Raw genomic sequence first — 20,326 nt, 5'->3', positions numbered from 1 at the left:
TTTCGCCACCGAAGCGGTGACAAGCTCCGTTCATGGAATGGCGCGACGAGGGAATCATTCTCGGCACCCGCAAGCATGGCGAAACCAGTGCCATTCTTGAGGTCATGACGCGTGCGCATGGCCGCCACCTCGGCCTCGTGCGCGGTGGCCGCTCGCGCAAGCAACAGCCCGTTCTGCAGCCCGGCAACCGTGTCGACCTTTTGTGGCGGGCGCGGCTTGACGAGCATCTCGGCACCTTCCAGGCCGAGGCCATCGAGATGAATGCCGCCCGTCTCATCGACAGCGCCGTCGCCATCTATGGGCTGCAGACCATGGCCGCGCATCTGCGCCTATTGCCCGAGCGCGACGCCCATGGCGGCCTCTACGAGACGCTGGCCGTGATGATCGCCCACCTCGACGATGCGGATGTCGCCGGCGAGCTGGTGGCGCGCTTCGAGCTGCTGGTTCTCGACGAGCTCGGTTTCGGCCTCGATCTCAGCCAGTGTGCCGCGACCGGCACCAGGCAGAACCTTGCCTATGTCTCGCCGAAATCCGGGCGTGCCGTGTCGCGCGCGGCAGGCGCGCCATGGCGCGATAAGATGCTGGTGCTCCCCGCCTTCCTGCAGCGCGGCTCCGGCCTGCGCGCCGATCCGGCGGCGATCGAGGACGCCTTCCGACTGACCGGCTTCTTTTTTACCCGCCATGTCTACGAGCCGCGCGGCATAGAGGCTCCCGGCGCCCGCGCCGGCTTCCTCGCCGCCTTGCGCAAGCACCACGCGCCCGGCAAGACCCTGATCGAAGAACCCGCCGCCGGAGAAATCACCAGATGAGCGAAGTGGAGCTCTATCCCGGCCGGGTCTCGCCGCTCGGCCTCGGCACCATTCCGCACGGCGACATTCTCGAGTATACCGGCCTGGAATTGCTCCAGCGCATCATCGACAACAAATACCCGGCGCCGCCGATTTCCTTCCAGCTCAGTTTCGACCTGACCGAAGTGTCGGAAGGACGTGCGGTGTTCCGCGGCATGCCGAACGAGCGCTATCTCAACCCGCTGGGTGGGGTGCATGGCGGCTGGGCCGCGACGCTGCTGGATTCGGCTCTTGCCTGTGCGGTGCAAACGCTGCTCGACAAGGGCGAGGCCTATACGACGGCGGAGTTCAAGGTGAACCTGACACGGCCGATCACGCCGAGGACCGGCGAAGTGGTGTGCGAGGGCAGGGTGGTGCACAAGGGCCGCACCCTAGCGGTCTCGGAAGCGACGCTGAAGGATGCCAACGGCAAGCTGCTGGCTTTCGGCACCGAAACATGCTCGATCTTTCCGGCCGCCAATCTGGCGGCGCGCTGACCCGGCCGGCCGTCTGGCCGCCGCATTTGTCAGTAATTACTGGCCTGGTTTGGGGGAACCGCCATGTTCGAAAGCCTGATCGGCCTAGTCGCGATCATCGCGCTGTTCGTCATTATCTCGCGCCAGCAGAGCCGCATCGGCCTGATCGAGCGCGAGCTTGGTGCGCTGCGCAGCCTCGTGCTTTCGGGCGCGCATGTGGCCCCGCCGCAGCCCAAGCCGGTAGAACAGGCCGCAAACGACAGCAAGCCAGCGGGCGCGGCAGTTGCGGCAGTGACCGACATTGCCCCGCCATCGGCGGGCGAGGCTGAGGGAAAGCCGTCCACAGAGGTTGAAGCCGGCGAGACTGCATCCGGACCGTGGGCTGCGGGCGAAGCGGCGCCGGCTGGATCTGCACCTGCGCAACCGGCCGCAGCGACGGCGAAAGCGGCTCAAAAACCCGACATTGAAACGGCGCTCGGCACCCGCTGGGCAGTCTGGGTCGGCGGCATCGCGCTGGCGCTGGGTGGCTTGTTCCTGATCCGCTACACCATTGAGGCGGGTATCTTCGGTCCCGGCGTGCGGCTGAGCATGGCAGCAATGCTCGGGCTGGTGCTGGTTGCCGTCGGCGAGTTCATCCGCCGTACCGGCTTCAGGGTGCCGGTGCAGGGCGTCGCCGGCGCCTACATTCCGGCGATCCTGACAGCGGCCGGTGCTTTCATCCTGTTCGGCACGGTTTATGCCGCGCATGGCGTTTACGGCTTCATCGGGCCGGCGCTTGCTTTCACGCTGCTCGGCGCCATCGGTGTGGCGACCATCGCAGCCGCCCTCATCCACGGCCAGGCGCTGGCCGGCATCGGCCTGCTCGGCGCGGTGGTGACGCCGATGTTGGTCGCTTCGCAGGCGCCCAATCCCTGGGCGCTGTTCGGCTATCTCGCGATCGTGCTAGCCGCCACCAGCGTCATCGCCCGCCTGCGCGACTGGAAATTGTTGATGGCGGCAGCGTTCGTCGGCACTGGCCTCTGGACCGTTCTCTACATGACCGATGCGCCGGGCGCCAACCTGCCTGTCATCCTCTTTATCAATGCGGTGACCTTGGCCGTGCTTGCCTTCGTCTGGCTCGGCCGTCGCGGTGGCGAAGCTGAACCCGCGGGGGGCTTCGACTGGCCGTCGATCGCACCGGGCTTCTTCGTCGGCCTTTCGGCGATGGCGCTGTTCGTCGACCCGGCATACGCTGCCAGCGATGCTCTGCCGGGAGCAGCCCTTATCACAGCCCTGGTCGCGGTGGCGCTCTATAGGCCGCTGGCGCTGGCGCTTCTGCATGCCGCAGGGCTGGCGACGGTGCTGGTCTATCTCGGCATCATTCCGCCAACCTCGATTGCTTCAGACCTTTCCGGCGGCCTGGGTGTCGATGGTCTGACGGCGGCAATATCCGATACGCTGATGCTCAGGATCGGCATCGCACTCGGGCTTGTCTTCATCGGTGCCGGCTTCTGGGCGGCGCGCAGATTTGCAGCATCGGCTCACATCCGCGCCGCCTCATGGGCGGCATGGGGCGTTATCGCACCGCTGGTCATTTTGTTGGCGCTCTGGTTCACTTTCGGCAATCTCGACCGCGATCTTGCCTACGCGGCGGTAGCAGCCCTTCTGGTCGTGGTCTTCGCCGTCGGCGGCGAGTGGATCGCGCGCGGTGAAGAGCCGCCGCTGCAGGGCGGGGCGGCCGTCTCGTTCGCGCTTGGCGGAGCAGCAGTCGCCGCCTTGCTGATGCTCTACATGGCCTTCGGATCCGGCTGGACCACCATCCTTCTGGGTGCCGCGGCCATCTTGCCGGCACTGGCCACCCGCTGGCGCGCCTATCCGGTGCTCGGCTGGATTTCGGTTGGCGCGGTCATCGCGGTGCTCGGCCGTGTCGCCTTCGATCCGACAATCGTCGGCGCCGAATTCCTGTCGACGACGCCGGTGTTCAACTGGCTGCTGCCGGGATACGGCGTGCCGGCGCTCGCCTTCGGCTTTGCCGCCTGGCAACTCGCTCGCACCACCAATGGCCAGCCGCGCCTTGCCATGGAAGCGGGCGCCGCGCTGTTTGCGCTGCTCACAGTTGCCATTCTGGTGCGCCATGCCATGCATGGCGGCGTCATCGACACAGGGGCTGCGACGCTCGCCGAACAGGCGATCTACACGTTGATCGCCATCGGCGCCGGCGCCATCCTGGTCGCCATCGACATGCGCTCGCCAAGCTCGGTGCTGCGCTATGGTTCGCTTGCCGCGGGCGTGGTCTCGGTCGCCTTCATCGTCGTCCAGCATTTCCTGGCGCTGAACCCGCTGTTCACTGACGAATCGACCGGCCGAATCCCTGTGTTCAACCTCCTGTTCCTCGCCTATCTCTTGCCGGCGTTCGCTGCCGGTGGCCTCGCGCTCTATACCAGAGACAAGCGGCCGAAATGGTACGCCGCGATGCTGGCTCTGGTGGCGGCTCTGCTTGCATTCACCTATGCGACGCTGTCGGTGAGGCGACTGTTCAAGGGCGAGTTCATCGGCCTGTGGAGCGGCCTCGGCCAGCTCGAAACCTACACCTATTCCGCACTGTGGCTGATCATCGGCGTGGCGCTGCTCACCGCCGGCGTCTGGCTGAAGTCGCAGGTGCTGCGCGTCGCGTCGGCCGCGCTGATCTCGGTCGCCGTGCTGAAAGTCTTCCTCTTCGACATGTCGGAGCTCGAAGGCGTGCTGAGGGCGCTGTCCTTTATCGGCCTCGGCGCGGTCCTGATCGGTATCGGCCTGTTCTACCAGCGGCTGCTGACGCGCGCGGCCAAATCCGAACCCGGATAGTATTCAGGCAAGATCGGTCTGCAAGAAACCATTGCCCTTGTAGAGCAGGGGTACCCGGTAGGCCTTGGCACATGCATAGCTGAAGCAGTCGCCGAAGTTCAGCTTGGCGGGATGGCCGACATATCGACCGTAGTCGCGGGCGGCTTTGACTGCGAGTTCGCGAATGGCGGTATCCAGCGGAACTTCCACGGCCTTGAGTTCGGCCAGGAAGCCAATGACAATCGTTTGGCATTGATCGATCAGAGCAGGCGGTGTCGGAGCTTGATCGCCACTTTCAGCTACAGATTTTCTGCGGGCTATCCCCAGGATCGCTTCAAACGCGGAACTCGGCGAGAAATAAAGCGTCTCGGCGGTTTCAATCCTTCTCAGCAGACGATCCGCATCTGCCTCTCTCAAAATCAGCGCAATAATGACGGAAGCATCAAGAAACATCGGGTTCCCCCCAAGCCTCGTCCATGAATTTCTTCATATCGAAGGTGGGGTCATCGGGACCAAGTGCGCTCGCGGCATCCTGATATTTTTTGATACGCTCACTCAGCGGAAGGACAGAGTTCGCTCGTTCAAGCTCGCGCTTGAGAGCGATCCGCACTGCTTCAGTCTTCGTGCGGGCCCTAATGGCGGACTGTAACTGACGAGCAAGGGCGTCAACCTCGTTATCGCGGATGTACAGTGACATATTCGATTTCTCCGGACGTATATTCCAAGTCGAATATATCAAATATATAGCTTCGAATATACATCCTTCAGGGTGCGCTTTCAACCTCAGGCTTCTCATTCATGGCGCACGGTGCCTTGATAGGTGACCCTCCAGCCCTGGCGGGAATAAACCGGTCCGCGCCAGCGTTATTGCATTGCTTGGGTGACTGGGGCGGCGGACCGCTTCGCGCCGGCCACTTGCGCCGCGCCGTGAAGGCGCGTTCAATCGGATGAACAAGGCACCTCAGAACCAGCGGTCATGGACGCAAAGAAGGCAGCAATCCTTGGCGAAATACCGCGTCTGCGCCGTTATGCGCGCTCGCTGTTGCGCGACAGCGATTCCGCTGACGACCTGGTTCAGGACTGTCTCGAACGGGCGCTTGTGCGGCTCGACAATTGGCAGACTGGAGAAAGCCCCAGGAGGTGGCTGTTTACGATCATGCATCATTTGTTCATCGACCAGATGCGCAAGGTGAACCGGCGCGGCGAGGGAGCGATGCTGCCGCTGGAAGCGGGCGAGGCGCAGGCAGCGCCTGCCGAGCAGGTGGAGAGCATCGCGTCACGCGAGATTATCGACGCATTGCAGGCGATCAGCCCCGACCGGCGCGCAGCACTCGTCATGGTCGCCATCGAAGGCTTTTCCTATGCCGAGGCCGCCAACATCCTTGGCGTGCCGGCCGGCACGCTGATGTCGCGCATCGCGCGCGGCCGTGATGAGTTGCGCGGGCTGTTGGATGACGCCGCGCGTCGCCGGGCGATAAGGATCGTCGAGAAATGACCCGGCGCGATTTCTCCGAACGCGACATCCACATGGCCCTCGACGGCGAGTTGCCGGTTGACGAGCGCGTGGCTTATGACGCCTGGCTCGACGCCACTCCTGAAATGAAGGCGAGGAGCATCCGTTATGTCGCCGACCGTGCAGCGCTGCGCGCCGCCTTCGCCGGCGTGCTGGACGAGCCGGTGCCGGCGCGGTTGCAGAAGATCGTGTTCGGTGAGGCGCCGGTCAAGGCGGCAGTATCGCGCTCGCGCTGGTGGCTTGCGGCCGCCGCAGCCGCGGTGCTGGCCATTGGCGGTGTTGGCGGTTACGTCGCAGGCATCGGCCATTTTGGTCTGGAAGACCCTGCCAAGGACCAACTCGCAGAGCAGGCGATCGCAGCCCATGTCATCTATGCCGCCGAAAAACGGCATGCGGTGGAAGTGCCCGCCAGCGACAAGGATCATCTGCAGACCTGGCTGTCCAATAGGGTCGGCCTGAAGCTGGTCGCACCGGATCTGGCGGCGGAAGGATTCCAGCTCGTCGGTGGCCGGCTGCTGCCTGCAGGCGAGAACAAGGCCGCGATGCTGCTTTATGAAGACGAGAAGGGCGAGCGCATCTCGCTGTTCGTCACGGCTGAATCGGCCGAGAAGGCCAAGGGCACGTATGGGTCGGAAGAAGGCGGCCCCGAGGCGATTTACTGGCTGGACAAGGGCTATGGCTGCGCCGTCGTCGGCTCGCTGCCGCGCGCGCAGATGACTGCGGTGGCGAAGAGCGCCTACAGCCAGCTTCTGGCCGGGCTGGACAGCTGAACCGCGCCTGTTTTCCGAAGCTGGCCCACGGTCGAAACAGCGATCCCGTTCAAGCCCTTGCACTGATCTACAGTGCTACGTGCCCTCATGCGCCGGGCCGAAACTGTCACAATTCGGCCCGAATCGAGGTGCGATAGCGCTTGACGGATGCTGGCGCTTCGGCTGGTGTTATTAACGTTTCGACCAGGGCCTTCTCCACAACCCAATCGAGGTTTTCCGAGCCCGCATGCCTGCCGAGATTCGCACGGCCCGCGCGTCCGACGTCGATGACCTCGCCGTCATCGAGAAGGCTGTTTTTGCGACCGACCGCATTTCCCGCCGCTCCTTTCGCCAGTTGATCGAACGCGAAAGCGCCGAGCTGCTGGTCGCCGAAAACGACGGCCGCGTCGCCGGCTATGCGGTCGTGCTGTTCCGCAAAGGCAGCGGCGTCGCGCGGCTATATTCCATCGCCATCGGCCCTTTTTTTGGCGGGCTCGGCATTGGCCGCATGCTGCTGGCATCGGCGGAAGAGACCGCCTTCAAGCACGACCGCATGATGCTGCGCCTAGAGGTGCGCGAGGACAACAGCCGAGCCATCCGCATCTACGAGCAGAGCGGCTACCGCAAGATCGGCCGCGAACCGGGCTATTACGAGGACGGCGCCACGGCGCTGCGCTACGAAAAGACCTTGCGTGGCGACATTCCGGTCGCCACCAAGGTGCCGTTCTATCAGCAGACCTGCGAATTCACCTGCGGCCCATGCTGCCTGATGATGGCGATGGCCAATTTCGATCCCGGCTTCGTGCCCGATCCGGTCATGGAGATCCGCTTGTGGCGCGAGGCGACGACTGTTTTCATGATGTCGGGGCCGGGCGGCTGCGAGCCGTTCGGTCTCGCCGTTGCCGGTCACGAAAGCGGGCTCTCTGCCGAGATATATGTATCCTTCCATGGCGCGCTGTTCCTGCAGTCGGTGCGCAGCCAAGACAAGCGCCGGGTCATGGAACTGGCGCAGGTCGACTTTCGCCGGCGCGCGGAACGTTACGGCATCCCGGTGAATTACCGTCCATTCGCCATCGACGATATCCGCACCGCGATCGCAGAAGGAAAACTGGTGTTGGTCCTGATCAGCGGCTTCCTGATGTTCGGCAAGAAGGTTCCGCACTGGGTGCTGGCCATCGGCGACGACGGCGACCATATCCTGATCCACGATCCCTGGGTCGAGGACGAGAGACAGGAGACCATCCTTGATGCCGCCAACATTCCCGTGCCTTACGGCATCTTCATGAACATGGCGCAGTTCGGCCGCGACGGATTGCGTGCCGCCATCACCCTCGGAAAGCGCGACAGACAATGACCTGGGTCATCCTTACCGGCAGGCAGAACGATCTCGATCAGGTGGCGACACCGCACAAGATCATCACCAACCGCGATTATCTTGCGCATCCGGCGCTGTTTCGCGGCCAGCGGCCGAAGGTCATCAACCTGTCGAACAATTACGGCTATCAGAGCCGCGGCTACTATGCCTCGCTGCTCGCCGGCTCGCGCGGCCACAAGGTGATCCCGACGGTTGAGACGATGATCGACCTGTCCGAGCGCAAGCTCTACGAGCACGCACTGCCGGAGCTGGAATTGGCGCTCAACAAATGCCGCAAGGATCTGGGCGGCGCCTTTCCGCAAAAGGTCTGCATCTTCTTCGGCATCGGCCCGTCGAAGATATGGGATCGCTTCGCCAAGCTTCTGTTCGACTGGTTCCGAGCGCCGGCGCTGGAGGTCCACGTCACGGACAGCGCCGAATGGGCGTCGATCCGCAAGATCGGCTTCCATCCGCTGGCCAGAATGACCGAGGAGGAAGAGAAGCGCTTCCTTCAGTGCCTTGAGACCTACACCAACCGCGAATGGCGCGACACCAAGGGCCGCACGCCGGCACGCTACACCTTCGCCACGCTGGTCGACCCACATGAGGAACTGCCGCCGTCGGAGATTTCGTCGCTGCGCTATTGGGCCAGGATCGCCGAAAAGATGGGCGTCGAAATCGAGCCGATTACCAAGAAGGATCTGGCCAAGCTCGCCAATTACGACGCACTGTTCATCCGCGAGACCACCTCGATCTCCAACCATACCTACCGTTTCGCCCGCCGCGCCCAGCAGGAGGGTATGCCGGTCATCGACGATCCGCTGTCGATGATCCGCTGCACCAACAAGGTCTATCTCAATGAACTGATGACTTATAACAAGGTGCCGGTGCCGCCCACCGTGATGATCGCGGGCACGTCCGACCTTGAGCTGGCGGCGCAGACGCTGGGTTTCCCGCTGGTGCTGAAGATCCCGGACTCGTCGTTTTCGCGCGGCGTCAAGAAATGCGCCACCTTCGAGGAGCTGAAGACGCTGGCCACCGAATGGCTGGAGGATTCTGACCTTCTGATCGCGCAGAAATTCATTCCGACCGAATATGACTGGCGGGTCGGCGTGCTCGGCGGCCAGCCGCTGTTTGCCGTGCACTATCTGATGGCCAAGAAGCACTGGCAGATCGTCAACCACAAGGCCAATGGCAAGCCCGATCAGGGCGGCATCAAGACCTTCACGCTGAAGGAGGCGCCGGCCCATGTCGTCGAGACGGCGGTGAGGGCGGCGCGGTGTATTGGCGACGGTCTCTATGGCGTCGACCTCAAGGAGACCAACGATGGCGTCTTCGTCATCGAGGTCAACGACAATCCCAACCTCGACCACGGCTGGGAGGACTCTGGCGAAAAAGACGAGGTCTGGGTACGGCTGACGCAGTGGTTCCTGGAGCGGCTCGACCGGCCGGGACGGTAATCATCCGAGTAGGGGACAGATGCTGTTTTTTGTGACCGAGGATTTTCGCGGCTGTGACCGCAAGGAGATCTACCGTCGCTTCCGCGACCAGGGCCGGCCGCATGACCCCCAAAATCGGAATCGATTTTGGGAAAGGATCATGCGCAAAATCAAAGTGCTACAGCGTCCTTTGCGCGTCCAATTGGACGCGCGGCGCTGTAGTGCCGGACGCGCTTCTCGTGCACCACAGCTGGATCGCGGCGGATATGAGTCGCTGCTTCCTGCTGGTGGAGGCCGATGACGTCACACTCCTGCAGCGGTGGGTCGTCGAATGGGCGGATCTGGTCGAATTCGAGATCGTTCCCGTTGCGACGAACAAGGACATGGTAGAGGCATTGAGCGGACACCTCTGACCCGGCGGGAACCTCCGGCTCGCCGAGAAATATGTATCGAAGCATTGCGCTGATGGCGGGTGTCTGACGTCGAGCTGATGACTGGCTCGGCCTGTCGCACTCAGCCTGATTGCCTGATCCCTGCGCGCGACTCCAGCAAGCGAGCGATATCCGCCGCCTTCGACGGTATGCCTATCAGGTAACCTTGGGCCTCGACACAGCCTTCCTTTCTCAGGAACTCAAGTTGCGCTTCGGTTTCGACGCCTTCGGCCGTGACGGTCGTTCCAAGCTGCGCACCGAGCCCGATGACCGTGCGCACAATCGCGGCCGTGTCGCGGTTGTCGATGTCGCGGATAAAGGAGCGGTCGATCTTGATCTTGTCGACCGGGAAGCGGCGAAGATAGCCGAGCGACGAATAACCGATGCCGAAATCGTCCAGCGCGATACGGACGCCAAGATCGCGCAACTGCCTGAGCGTCTTGAGCACCGTATCGCTCTCGTCCATCAGCACTGTTTCGGTGATTTCCAGTTCAAGCCGATTGGCCGGCACGCCGGAAAATGCCAGCGCGGAGATGACGCTGCGGGCAAAGGTGCCGCTTTTGATCTGCACAGCCGAGACATTGACCGCGATACGCAGCCCATGCGGCCAGCCCGCCGCAACCGTGCAGGCTTTCCTCAGCGCCCATTCTCCCAGCGGCACGATCAGCCCAATCTCTTCGGCGACCGGAATGAAGTCGTCTGGCGGCACCAAGCCGCGTGCCGGCGAGTGCCACCGCATCAGGGCTTCGGCGCCGACGATTTCGCCGGAGGCGATGTTCATGATGGGTTGGAAATCGAGTTCGAATTCCCGCCGCCGCAGCGCTGCCTCCAGATCGGTTTCGAGCGCGCGTCGTGCCCGCACCATCGCATCCATGCCGGGCTCGAAGAAACGATAGACGTTGCGTCCTTCGCTCTTCGCCCTGTAGAGGGCCATGTCGGCGTTTTTCAGCAGCGTGTCCGCATCCCTGCCGTCATCGGGGGAAAGGGCGATGCCCACGCTGATGCCGACATGCATGTCGCGGCTTTTGTCGCGAAAGGGTTTTCCGATGATGTCGACGATGCGTTTTGCCAGTTTTTCCGCATCGCCAGCACCTTTGGGATTGAACTGGATGATGACGAACTCGTCGCCTCCGAAACGAGCGACCACATCCGTTTCGTTGCGTAGGCAACGTTGCAGCCGCTCGGCCACGCATTTCAGCAGCCAGTCGCCCGCCGGGTGCCCCCAGGTGTCGTTGACGGCCTTGAAGCGGTCGAGGTCCAGAGAGAATATCGCCAGGTCCGTGGCCTCGCCCAAGGCCTGGTCGAGCCGTTCGCGGAACATCGAGCGATTGGGCAGGTTGGTCAGAGTGTCGTGATGCGCAAGGTGGGTCATGCGCTCTTCGACGCGCCTGCGCTCGGTGACGTCGTCGAACGTTGCGACCCAGCCGCCGCCACTCATCGGCTGCCGTACCACCAAAAGGGTCCTGCCATCGGCAAGATGGCGGTAGGTCGACCGCATTTCCCCGGCTTGAAGGCAGGCTGCGGTTTTCGAGATTTCGCCGTCGATATCGATTTCTGCATAGATACCCAGGCGGGCGAGCTGCTCGAGCGCGTCGCGGTGGCTCATGCCAAGCGGAAAATCGGCCGGCGTCACGTGGTAGAGTTCCAGGAAACGTTCGTTGCGGACGATCAGCCTGCCGTCGGCGTCATACATCAAAAGGCCTTGCGACATGTTGGCCAGTGCTGCGTCGAAGCGGCGGTGCTGCTCCTTCAGCTCCTGCTCGGCACGCCGTTGCTCGGTAATGTCCTCATAGATCGACACCCAGCCACCCGAAGCCAGCGGCCGGTGCGAGATGTTGATAATGCGGCCATCCGACAGCGTTTCCTCGTAGGTCGAGGGTTTCGCCCGGTCGATGTAGGGCTTGCGGATGGCGTAGAGTTCTTCGGCGCTGTGCGAGGCGACACCGATGTCGACGCTGTGCTGAAGGATGTCGAAAAACCGGATGCCGGGCTGCACGATCTCGGCGTTGAGGCAGAAGATGCTGATATAATTGCCGTTGCAGATGATCATGCGCTCGTCGGCATCGAACATGCACAAGCCATGCGACATGTTCTCGACGGCGGCCGAAAAACGATCATTCTGCTTACGCAGTTCGTCCTCTATCCGCGGCAGGCCTACGCCTTCGGCCCTCCGTCCGCGGACGGGCGAACCAGCCTTGACATGAGCGACGGACATGAGGCGTGCCTGCAGACCGTGATCGAACAAGGCACTGTTATCCCTTCCGGTTAATTTACCGTTTTTCAGTCGGCGGGCTGCACCGTTTGGCGCCGTGATTTCTCGATGGTCGCATACCGTTTGAGGAACGCGTCTTGCGCCCAGGTCACCGAACGCGGGGTGAAATCGAAGCGGTCGGCATTGAACCCGCGCGGCCGGCCGAAGAATTCGGTCGCCTCGGCGGTCGAAAAGCCGGCAAGCATTGTCGCCTCGAAATAGGCGGCGATCTGGTCGGCGCGCTTGATCTCCTTGCGCAGCTCTGCATCTGGTTCGACCGGCAGCGAAAAGCGCAGGTGGATGGCGCGCTGCAGCCTCAGTTCGCACTCCTTGTAGCTGCCGCCCATCACCGATTTGAACGGTGAGATCATGTCGCCGATGACATATTCCGGCGCGTCGTGCAGCAAAGCCGCCAGCCGCGCATCGGGCGGAGCGTCCGGCACCAGCTCGCTGAAAAGCGCCTCGACCAGCAGCGAATGCTGGGCGACGGAAAAGGCGTGGTCGCCGCTGGTCTGGCCGTTCCAGCGGGCGACGCGCGCAAGCCCATGGGCGATGTCCGAAATCTCGATGTCGAGCGGCGAGGGGTCGAGCAGATCGAGCCGCCGGCCCGACAGCATGCGCTGCCAGGCGCGCGGCGGCGCGCCGGGACGCTCGGCCGCCATCAGGCCCCCTCCGTGCCGACGGGTTCCTGCGGGCCAGCAGTTTCCGGCGGAAAAGTGAACTTCGCCCAGGCGGGGATGGTGAGCGACACAGGGACATCATCCGCCATGATCGGCTGGCCGGCGTCGAGCGCTGCCTTGACGCGGTCGATACGGGCTACGGCGAGGCCTGTCTTGCCGGCGGTGGTGCCAAGCGTGCCGACCGGTCGCCCGGCAACGGTCAGTTCGGTGCCAGGAGCGGGCAGGGGCCGTTCTGCCCTGGCGATCAGCACCCGCCGTCTGGCAGTGCCGCGATGCTGCATGCGCGAGACCACCTCCTGGCCGACATAGCAGCCCTTCCTGAAGCCGACGCCGCCGGTCTCGTCGAGCAGCACATCGTGCGGGAAGGCATCGCCGAGCTGGTAGTCGCTGCCGCTCTCGGCGATGCCATGGGTAATACGCAAGCCCTGCCATGCGGCGAGGTCGCCGTCGTCTGCACCGCTCCCATAGAAGCGGCTGACGGCCACATCGCTGAAGCGCGCATCGGCAACCCTGGTTGAATCAAATTGTAAAGCGGTTGAATCAATGCCCCAGGCAACAGCGACAAGCCCTTGGTCGGCCTTGGCAATTTCGACCTTGGCGCGCAATTTGTAGAGCATCAGCCGGCGCACAAAATCGTCGGCGACATCGGCGCGACATTCGAGGTGGAAGGCATTGTCGCCGGCGCGTGAGATCAGGAAATCGAACAGGATCTTACCTTGCGGCGTCAAAAGCGCGCCTGGCTTTGCCTGGCCGGAAGCAAGCGTATCGAGATCGGTGGTGAGGATGTTCTGCAAAAAATGCTCGGCATCCGGGCCTGACACCGAAATGAGCGCACGGTCTCTAAGCAGGGAAAAGGGCATGGGCTGGAAAAAACCTGATCTTGCAAAACGGTCGGCCTTTACGTAAGCCGGCGACACTCCCCCCGCAAGAGACCGGATCGGCATGGCCACGACCTACGACCTCATCCTGACAGGCGGTATCGTGGTCAACCACGATGGCGAGGGTCGGCGCGACATCGGCATCAACGGCGGGCGCATCGCGGCAATGGGCAATCTCGGCCAGGCGTCGGCAGGCGAGACCATCGACTGCCGCGGCCTGCACGTCCTGCCGGGCGTCATCGACAGCCAGGTACATTTTCGCGAACCGGGGCTGGAGCACAAGGAGGACCTGGAGAGCGGCTCGCGCGCGGCGGTGCTCGGCGGCGTCACTGCTGTGTTCGAGATGCCCAACACCAACCCGCTGACCACCAGCGAGGCAGCCCTTGCCGACAAGGTGCGGCGCGCCACCGGCCGCATGCATTGCGACTTTGCCTTCTGGGTCGGCGGCACCCGCGAGAATGCGAGGGATGCCGGCGAGCTCGAGCGGCTGCCGGGCGCGGCCGGGATAAAAGTTTTCATGGGCTCGTCCACGGGCGACCTCTTGGTCGAGGACGATGAGGGCGTCGCCTCGATCCTGAGGAACACGCGCCGTCGCGCCGCTTTCCATTCCGAGGACGAATTCCGGCTGCGCGAGCGGCTTGGCGAGCGCATCGAGGGCGATCCGTCCTCGCATCCGGTGTGGCGCGACGAGATCGCGGCTCTGCGCTGCACCGAGCGCCTGGTGCGCATCGCGCGACAGGCCCGCGCCCGCATCCATGTGCTGCATATCTCGACCACGGAGGAGATTGCCTTCCTCGAACAGCATAAGGATGTCGCGACCTGCGAGGCGACGCCGCATCATCTGACGCTGAGCGCGGATGATTACGCTCGGCTTGGCACGCTGATCCAGATGAACCCACCGGTACGGGCAGTGCGCCACCGCGACGGCATCTGGCACGGCGTTGCGCAAGGTATCGTCGATGTGCTGGGTTCCGACCACGCCCCGCACACGCTGGCCGAGAAGGCAAAACCCTATCCGGCCTCGCCGTCGGGCATGACTGGCGTGCAGACACTAGTGCCGATCATGCTGGATCACGTCAATGCCGGCCGGCTGACGTTGCAACGTTTCGTCGACCTCTCCAGCCACGGTCCGCAGCGCATCTTCGGCATGGCCAGGAAAGGCCGCATCGCCGCCGGCTATGACGCCGATTTCACGATTGTCGATCTGAAGCGCCGCGAAACCATCACCAATGCCCAGGCCGGCTCCAAGGCCGGCTGGACGCCTTATGACGGAAGGAAAGTGACTGGCTGGCCGGTCGGCACAGTCGTGCGCGGCCGGCGCGTGATGTGGGAAGGCGAGATCGTCACCCCCAGCCAGGGCAGAGCGGTGGAGTTTTCGGAGGCGCTGGCGGTCTAGGCGGGCTTGTGGGCAGGGAGGGTGATGCCGCTCAATCCCCTGCGACGAAGAACGTCCACTGTCCGGCGGGCGTGATGCCGACGCGGTAGAAGATGTAGGCGCCGAACTGCTTCATGCTGTCATAGTCGCCAGCGGTGACGATCTTGAAAAGCTCGACCCGCTGCCTGGCGTCGAGCTTGTCCAGCGGCAGCGCGAAGAAATATGGCCAGACATAGAGCTCCTGCGGCGTGCCGGCATCGACATGGACATAGCCGGCATTGAGCACCTCTTCCAGGATGGCGAGGATCTCTTGGCCTTCCGCGTCGCCCGAAAGACCTTTCAGGAAGGTGATCGGGTCGCCTTCGATCTCGCTCAGCGACAATTGAGTCATCGTGTCGCCCTTGCCGATCAGTGGCCGGAGCCTTTCGATGTCGCCGCTCTTGCAGGCCTCGACGATCAGATCGTGCATGCGCCTGACCGGCTCCGGCAGCTTGCCGAGATCATAGACGACCTCGGGCAAGGGTTCATCCGGATCGGCATGCGGATTGGCCATGCCACCATCGTTCGTTGGTCCCTCTGGTTCGACCTGTTCCGGCTCGTCGGGCTGCGTCGGCTGGCTGGCCGCGGGCGGCGGCGTGCCGAGCGGGTCGGGCATCGGCACCGTCGTTCCGGGCGGCGATATGTCGTCATCGGCGGGCGGCGCGACCGGCGAAGGAAGGTCCTCGCGCTTGATTTCACTCAGCGTATAGGCGGGGCTGCTTGCGAGGCAAAGCGTGAGCGGAGCCGCGGCGCAAAAAGCAGCGAGCCGGATGCTGAGGGCCAAGCCACGCGGCTGGCCTGACATCGAAAAATTCACCGCCTGCCTCTCCATGATTCCCGGGCCCTTAGAGGAGCCCCAGGCCCTTACAGGTGCCACAGGCCCTTACAGGTGCCCAGGCCCCTTACAGGTGCCCCGGCCCTTACAGGTGCCCCGGGGCAATGATGCCCAAGCGGCACGTCCTCGTCAAAGAGCCTGATGCCGGTTCAGTGCCGCAGCCGTCCTGGTTCGAAGGCCCCGGCTATCACCTTTTCTCGCATGCGGTCGAGCAGGGCAAGGGCTGAGGTCTCGCCATTGGCGCGCAGCATTTCGCCGAAGGCGGTTTCGAGGGCCGCCTCGGCGATGATTTCCGGCTCGATTCCGGCCGAAAGCCCTTCCGCCCAGGCCTCGCTGTGGCTTTCCACTGCGGTCAGGCGCTTTTCTTCCCTGACCAGCGCGTCGATGTCGTTGACGCCATGTTCCATTGCGATGTCCACCCCTTTTCAAGCGGCGATCCGACAGATGCGGATCAGGCTTGGGCTGTCCTTTTTTACACGCAGGTTAAGTAAGTACTTGTAAATACGACATTTCTAGGGTCGCTTCCGACAAGTCTCGTCGCGTTTTGTAAACCTGCGCTCGATCCGATTCAAAACTTAGCCGATTAGGCCGGCGAGCGGGACGAAAACCTTCAGTTTGAGTTAATTCCACATCCGCGCGGTAACGTTTCGTTAATACCGTTGCAGAAGTGCAACACAAGGATTGCACTAAGATGCCACCGGACACAAGCAGGCCGGACACAAGCAGGCAGGTGTCAAGGTCAGTTGCCGTAGCGCGAGGCGATGTCGCGCGACAGCGTCTCGCCTTCCTTCATGTAGCGGCTGATGGCTTCGGTCGCCGAGGCGGTGCACTGCGTGTAGGTGCTGCCGAACGAGCGGTAGCCGCGGTTGAAGCTGGCGATGAAGCGGGCGCGCCGCTCTGGGTCCGGGTTTTCCGAAGCAATCAGCTTCTCCATCTCGACCCGCCACTGGTCGCCCTTCTCGCCGCATAGATTACGCAGAAAATGCAGCGACCCCAAAACCTCCGCCAGCCGCATCAGCCCCGGCTCGAACGGCGACTCGGCGGCCAGAGCCGGCTGCGGCCCGATCGCCGTGCTGGCGGCGAGGCAAGCTGCAAGGAAAAACGAGGCGCGGATCATAAGTCCTTGTGGCGAAACATACTGTCGCCTGCAAGGCGATTTTCGAGGCTATGCCCCTTCGTTCCTGAGCAATCCGTCGGCAACGGCAAACACCGAAGCGGCAAGCGGCAGCGCCGTCATTTCGCTGAGCGTATAGAAGGCGGCGGTCTCGGCGTCGTCGCTGGCCACGGGCTCGCCGCCGGCATAGGTGGCGCCGAACACCGTCAGTAGATAGTCGACCGGGTGCCCGTCGCTATTGCCATCGATGTGGATTTCCCGAAGGAGGCGGTAGTTGTGCGCCTGCAATCCGGTTTCTTCCAGCAATTCGCGGTGCGCGGCTTCCTCCAGCGTTTCGCCGGCCTCGACCTTGCCGCCTGGAAACGCGTAAAATCCTTGCGAAGGCTGCCGCGCCCGCTTGACCAGCAGCACGGTGTCGCCGCGGACGATGGCGACCGATACAGCCGGGAGTATTTTACGAACCTCGTCCATGGATATCCGATCGTCATTTGCTGTGTCCGTTGTGGACCGGTCGGCGAGAAGAAGCATTAGCGGTTGCGCAACGCCGGTTCCATTGTCACCTTCACATCCGACCAACTCAACGGGTTTTAGCTTATGTGCGGACGCTTTGCCTTGACCGCCACGCCGGACCAGACCGCCGCTTTTCTCGGTCTGGCGGAGCTGGAGGATTTTCCGGCCCGCTACAACATCGCGCCGACGCAGCCGGTGCTGGTGGCGATCGCCGGTTTGCCGAAGGCGCCAGGCTCGAATTTGCCCGACCGGCAGCCGATGCTGGTGCGCTGGGGACTGATCCCGGCCTGGGTGAAGGACACGCGTGAGTTTCCGCTGCTGTTCAACGCCCGCTCGGAGGGAGCAACGGAAAAGGCCTCGTTTCGCACCGCTATGCGCCATCGCCGCGCTTTGGTCCCGGCCTCCGGTTTCTACGAATGGCGTCAATCAGGCGGCAAGAGGGGGCAGCCCTATTGGGTACGGCCGAAGCATGGCGGGCTTGTCGCCTTCGCCGGGCTGATCGAGACCTATGCCGAGCCGGGCGGCTCGGAAATGGACACCGGCGCCATCCTGACCGTCAACGCCAATGCCGACATCGCCCATATACACGACCGGATGCCGGTGGTGATAAATCCGCAGGATTTCGCCCGCTGGCTGGATTGCCGCACGCTGGAGCCGCGCGATGTGGCCGACCTGCTCAGACCGGCACAGCTCGATTTCTTCGAGGTTGTCCCGGTTTCCGACCTGGTCAACAAGGTCGCCAACACCGGACCGGAGATTCAGGAAAGGGGCGTCGTGGGACCGGAGCCCGAGAAGGCCAGGCGCCAGAAGCCCGGCGCGGACAACGGGCAGATGACTTTGTTCTAGCTGCTATTTTCCTGGCACCTTTCGGCACCCTCATTGCCGGCGCATGGCGTCGGCTGACGTCACATCAGGCAGCGCGCGGCGATGTGATCTTCTGCGCCGGCTTTTTCTTCTTCGCGGTATGGAGAAGGGCGGCGACGATCGCGGCCGGGCCGATCGCCCGGTATTGGTTGGCGAGCGCCGGTTGCTTGGCGCTGCTGGAGTCCTGCTTGGTTCGGGGCATTTTTCTCTTCCCTGGTAACGTCTTCGTGTCCGCGTTTGCTGGTCGAATCCGACCAAATCGTGACATCTGGTGATCTAGCCGGCGAATGTTTCATGACTGTGCCGACATGTTTAATAAAATGTTTCACTGCGTCATAACCTGTGAATCAACGACTCTTTTGCCGAAAGTTGCGACTTGACGGCAACACTGGCTGAGGCGATAAAGCCGCTCATGAGAACGTCTTTCGCCATTTGTGGCATTTGCATTATTGGCTAGCCTCGCGCTGGTCCGGACGTTTTCGCCTATCTTCCTTCTAGAGTGGACAAACGCCCCGGCCAGCAGGCTGGCGCCTGATTTGCGTCTCGGCGCAAGGAAGACTCCAGCTCGAACAAGAATATCGGACCGGAAGGCACGGAATGTCTGACGCATCGAAGGGCCTGCGCCTCTACAACACGCTGACGCGGACCAAGGAGGATTTCTTCCCGATCGATCCGCGCAATGTGCGCATGTATGTCTGCGGCCCGACGGTCTACGATTTTGCCCATATCGGCAATGCGCGGCCAGTGATCGTGTTCGACGTGCTGTTCCGCCTGCTGCGCCATCTCTACGGGCAAGCGCATGTCACCTATGTGCGCAACATCACGGATGTCGACGACAAGATCAACGCCCGCGCCTTGCGTGATTTCGGCGGCGAGATTGCCTCGGGAAAACTGTCGCTGAACGAGGCGATCCGTCGGGTCACCGAAAAGACCGCCGACCAGTTCCACAAAGATGTGGCGACGCTCGGCTGCCTGGAGCCGACAGTCGAGCCGCGCGCCACCGAATTCGTCGAGCCGCGCGCCGACGGCAAGGCCGACATGATCTCCTTGATTCAACGCTTGATCGAACGCGGCCATGCCTATGTTGCGGCAGGCGAAGTTCTGTTCGATACGGCCTCGATGCCGGACTATGGCCAATTGTCGAAGCGCAATCTCGACGAGCAGCAGGCCGGCGCCCGCGTCGCCGTCGATGCGCACAAGAAGAACCCTGGCGATTTCGTGCTGTGGAAGCTGTCCTCGCCGGAAGAACCGGGCTGGGACAGCCCGTGGGGCAGGGGCCGGCCGGGCTGGCACATCGAGTGCTCGGCGATGTCGGCCGCCTATCTCGGCGAGGTCTTCGACATCCATGGCGGCGGGCTCGACCTGATCTTCCCGCACCACGAGAACGAGATCGCCCAGTCGCGCTGCGCCCACGGCACCGAAACGATGGCCAAGGTGTGGATGCACAACGGCTTCCTGCAGGTCGAAGGGCAGAAGATGTCCAAGAGCCTGGGCAACTTCCACTCGATCAACGAGTTGCTGGAGACAGAGACCTTTGGTGGCCGCAAATGGCCGGGCGAGGTGCTGCGGCTGGCGATGCTGATGACGCATTATCGCGAGCCGATCGACTTTTCCGTGCGCAAGCTGGAGGAGGCGGAAAACACGCTGCGCAAATGGAAGCGGGCAGCGGACCTTGCGCCGGCAGCGGCAAAGCAATTGCCGGTGGACGTGGTGGAAGCCCTGTCGGACGATCTAGCAACCTATTCTGCGCTCCAGGTGCTGACGCAGTTGGCCGGCGAGGCTGTGGAATTCAATGCTGCTGCCGGCGGCAACGCTGGCGCAGCGGGCAACGATGCTGCCGCTTCGCTGAAGGCGGCGCTGTCGTTCCTCGGCTTCGACGTCGCGCCGGCCAAGGTCGATGAAGGCGAGATCGCCAGGGCGATCGCCAAGCGCCTGGAACTGATCGCCGCCAAGAACTGGGCGGAGGCCGATCGCATCCGCGACGACTTGCTGGCGCAGGGTGTTCAGTTGAAGGACGGCAAGGATCCAGTCACCGGCGAACGCGTAACGACGTGGGAGGTCAAGCGATGAGGATGGTGCCAAGCGCCCCCCTCTGGCCTGCCGGCCATCTCCCCCTCAAGGGGGGAGATTGGACGTCACTTCGGCTTTCGCCAATCGCCTACGTTGATGATTGGGCGCTGTCGGCGAAG

At 63.1% G+C, this 20,326-nt stretch carries 21 protein-coding genes; 11 read left to right on the top strand and 10 right to left on the bottom strand.

The features are described from left to right. Positions 1-32: 32 nt before the first annotated feature. From recO to EJ075_RS32915, 3 genes are all read left to right on the top strand, one after another. The gene (gene recO, locus EJ075_RS32925; RefSeq protein WP_126107169.1) at positions 33-809 is read left to right on the top strand and encodes a DNA repair protein RecO; all 777 of its coding nucleotides are present in this window, start codon (positions 33-35) and stop codon (positions 807-809) included. Further along, positions 806-1,324: a PaaI family thioesterase gene (locus EJ075_RS32920; protein WP_095483144.1), complete on the top strand. Its 519-nt coding sequence runs from the start codon at positions 806-808 to the stop codon at positions 1,322-1,324. Before recO ends, EJ075_RS32920 begins: the two co-directional genes overlap by 4 nt. A gap of 63 nt (positions 1,325-1,387) precedes the next feature. Next, positions 1,388-4,126 carry a DUF2339 domain-containing protein gene (locus tag EJ075_RS32915; RefSeq protein WP_095483145.1) on the top strand — a complete coding sequence of 913 codons (2,739 nt, stop codon included), beginning with the start codon at positions 1,388-1,390 and terminating at the stop codon, positions 4,124-4,126. A gap of 3 nt (positions 4,127-4,129) precedes the next feature. Here the strand turns inward: EJ075_RS32915 and EJ075_RS32910 are convergent, their stop codons facing one another. Both EJ075_RS32910 and EJ075_RS32905 read right to left on the bottom strand, forming a co-directional pair. Then, positions 4,130-4,558 carry a type II toxin-antitoxin system VapC family toxin gene (locus EJ075_RS32910; protein WP_095483146.1) on the bottom strand — a complete coding sequence of 143 codons (429 nt, stop codon included), beginning with the start codon at positions 4,556-4,558 and terminating at the stop codon, positions 4,130-4,132. Continuing rightward, positions 4,548-4,802, bottom strand: a complete 255-nt coding sequence (locus EJ075_RS32905; RefSeq protein WP_126107168.1) for a type II toxin-antitoxin system VapB family antitoxin — start codon at positions 4,800-4,802, stop codon at positions 4,548-4,550. Before EJ075_RS32905 ends, EJ075_RS32910 begins: the two co-directional genes overlap by 11 nt. 279 nt (positions 4,803-5,081) lie before the next feature. Here EJ075_RS32905 and EJ075_RS32900 point away from each other — a divergent pair, with 279 nt between their 5' ends. The 5 genes from EJ075_RS32900 (at position 5,082) to EJ075_RS32880 (ending at position 9,573) form a co-directional block, all read left to right on the top strand. Next, a complete protein-coding gene (locus EJ075_RS32900; protein ID WP_126107167.1) occupies positions 5,082-5,600 on the top strand; it encodes a sigma-70 family RNA polymerase sigma factor in 519 nt (172 codons plus the stop codon). Next, entirely contained in the window at positions 5,597-6,388 is a 792-nt protein-coding gene (locus tag EJ075_RS32895; protein ID WP_126107166.1) for an anti-sigma factor, read from the top strand. Before EJ075_RS32900 ends, EJ075_RS32895 begins: the two co-directional genes overlap by 4 nt. 226 nt (positions 6,389-6,614) lie before the next feature. Further along, positions 6,615-7,721, top strand: a complete 1,107-nt coding sequence (locus EJ075_RS32890) for a peptidase C39 family protein (RefSeq protein ID WP_095483150.1) — start codon at positions 6,615-6,617, stop codon at positions 7,719-7,721. Beyond that, positions 7,718-9,181, top strand: a complete 1,464-nt coding sequence (locus EJ075_RS32885; RefSeq protein WP_095483151.1) for a RimK family protein — start codon at positions 7,718-7,720, stop codon at positions 9,179-9,181. Before EJ075_RS32890 ends, EJ075_RS32885 begins: the two co-directional genes overlap by 4 nt. Before the next feature lie 101 nt (positions 9,182-9,282). After that, positions 9,283-9,573 carry a DUF3303 family protein gene (locus EJ075_RS32880; protein WP_245329753.1) on the top strand — a complete coding sequence of 97 codons (291 nt, stop codon included), beginning with the start codon at positions 9,283-9,285 and terminating at the stop codon, positions 9,571-9,573. Positions 9,574-9,673: 100 nt separating this feature from the next. Here the strand turns inward: EJ075_RS32880 and EJ075_RS32875 are convergent, their stop codons facing one another. The 3 genes from EJ075_RS32875 to EJ075_RS32865 all read right to left on the bottom strand — a co-directional run bounded on the left by EJ075_RS32875 (position 9,674) and on the right by EJ075_RS32865 (position 13,382). Further along, complete coding sequence (locus EJ075_RS32875; RefSeq protein WP_095483290.1) at positions 9,674-11,806, bottom strand: EAL domain-containing protein; 2,133 nt, start codon at positions 11,804-11,806, stop codon at positions 9,674-9,676. Positions 11,807-11,871: 65 nt separating this feature from the next. After that, complete coding sequence (locus tag EJ075_RS32870) at positions 11,872-12,504, bottom strand: HD family hydrolase (protein ID WP_126107165.1); 633 nt, start codon at positions 12,502-12,504, stop codon at positions 11,872-11,874. After that, positions 12,504-13,382 carry a folate-binding protein YgfZ gene (locus EJ075_RS32865; protein WP_126107164.1) on the bottom strand — a complete coding sequence of 293 codons (879 nt, stop codon included), beginning with the start codon at positions 13,380-13,382 and terminating at the stop codon, positions 12,504-12,506. Before EJ075_RS32865 ends, EJ075_RS32870 begins: the two co-directional genes overlap by 1 nt. An 82-nt stretch (positions 13,383-13,464) precedes the next feature. On the opposite strand from EJ075_RS32865, the gene EJ075_RS32860 reads away from it, so the two are divergent. Beyond that, positions 13,465-14,796 carry a dihydroorotase gene (locus EJ075_RS32860; RefSeq protein ID WP_095483154.1) on the top strand — a complete coding sequence of 444 codons (1,332 nt, stop codon included), beginning with the start codon at positions 13,465-13,467 and terminating at the stop codon, positions 14,794-14,796. 31 nt (positions 14,797-14,827) lie between these two features. Here EJ075_RS32860 and EJ075_RS32855 read toward each other — a convergent pair whose 3' ends face one another. From EJ075_RS32855 to EJ075_RS32840, 4 genes are all read right to left on the bottom strand, one after another. Further along, positions 14,828-15,631 (bottom strand): hypothetical protein, encoded by an 804-nt coding sequence (locus tag EJ075_RS32855; protein WP_164547248.1) that lies wholly within the window; start codon positions 15,629-15,631, stop codon positions 14,828-14,830. A 167-nt stretch (positions 15,632-15,798) separates the two neighbouring features. Beyond that, entirely contained in the window at positions 15,799-16,056 is a 258-nt protein-coding gene (locus EJ075_RS32850) for a hypothetical protein (RefSeq protein WP_077381793.1), read from the bottom strand. Positions 16,057-16,388: 332 nt separating this feature from the next. Further along, complete coding sequence (locus EJ075_RS32845; protein WP_095483155.1) at positions 16,389-16,766, bottom strand: TIGR02301 family protein; 378 nt, start codon at positions 16,764-16,766, stop codon at positions 16,389-16,391. A 48-nt stretch (positions 16,767-16,814) separates the two neighbouring features. Then, the gene (locus tag EJ075_RS32840) at positions 16,815-17,234 is read right to left on the bottom strand and encodes an NUDIX hydrolase (RefSeq protein WP_126107163.1); all 420 of its coding nucleotides are present in this window, start codon (positions 17,232-17,234) and stop codon (positions 16,815-16,817) included. Between the two features lie 123 nt (positions 17,235-17,357). Between EJ075_RS32840 and EJ075_RS32835 the strand changes: the two genes are divergently transcribed. After that, positions 17,358-18,119 (top strand): SOS response-associated peptidase, encoded by a 762-nt coding sequence (locus tag EJ075_RS32835; protein ID WP_126107162.1) that lies wholly within the window; start codon positions 17,358-17,360, stop codon positions 18,117-18,119. Positions 18,120-18,183: 64 nt separating this feature from the next. Here the strand turns inward: EJ075_RS32835 and EJ075_RS32830 are convergent, their stop codons facing one another. Next, positions 18,184-18,339 (bottom strand): hypothetical protein, encoded by a 156-nt coding sequence (locus EJ075_RS32830; RefSeq protein WP_095483158.1) that lies wholly within the window; start codon positions 18,337-18,339, stop codon positions 18,184-18,186. A gap of 395 nt (positions 18,340-18,734) precedes the next feature. Between EJ075_RS32830 and cysS the strand changes: the two genes are divergently transcribed. Next, complete coding sequence (cysS, locus tag EJ075_RS32825) at positions 18,735-20,207, top strand: cysteine--tRNA ligase (protein WP_126107161.1); 1,473 nt, start codon at positions 18,735-18,737, stop codon at positions 20,205-20,207. The last annotated feature ends 119 nt before the right edge of the window (positions 20,208-20,326 follow it).

Source organism: Mesorhizobium sp. M6A.T.Cr.TU.016.01.1.1 (assembly GCF_003952585.1).
Classification (GTDB): Bacteria; Pseudomonadota; Alphaproteobacteria; order Rhizobiales; family Rhizobiaceae; genus Mesorhizobium; species Mesorhizobium mediterraneum.
Note: the sequence above shows the minus strand (reverse complement) of the source record. Positions and strands in the feature narration are given on the sequence as shown.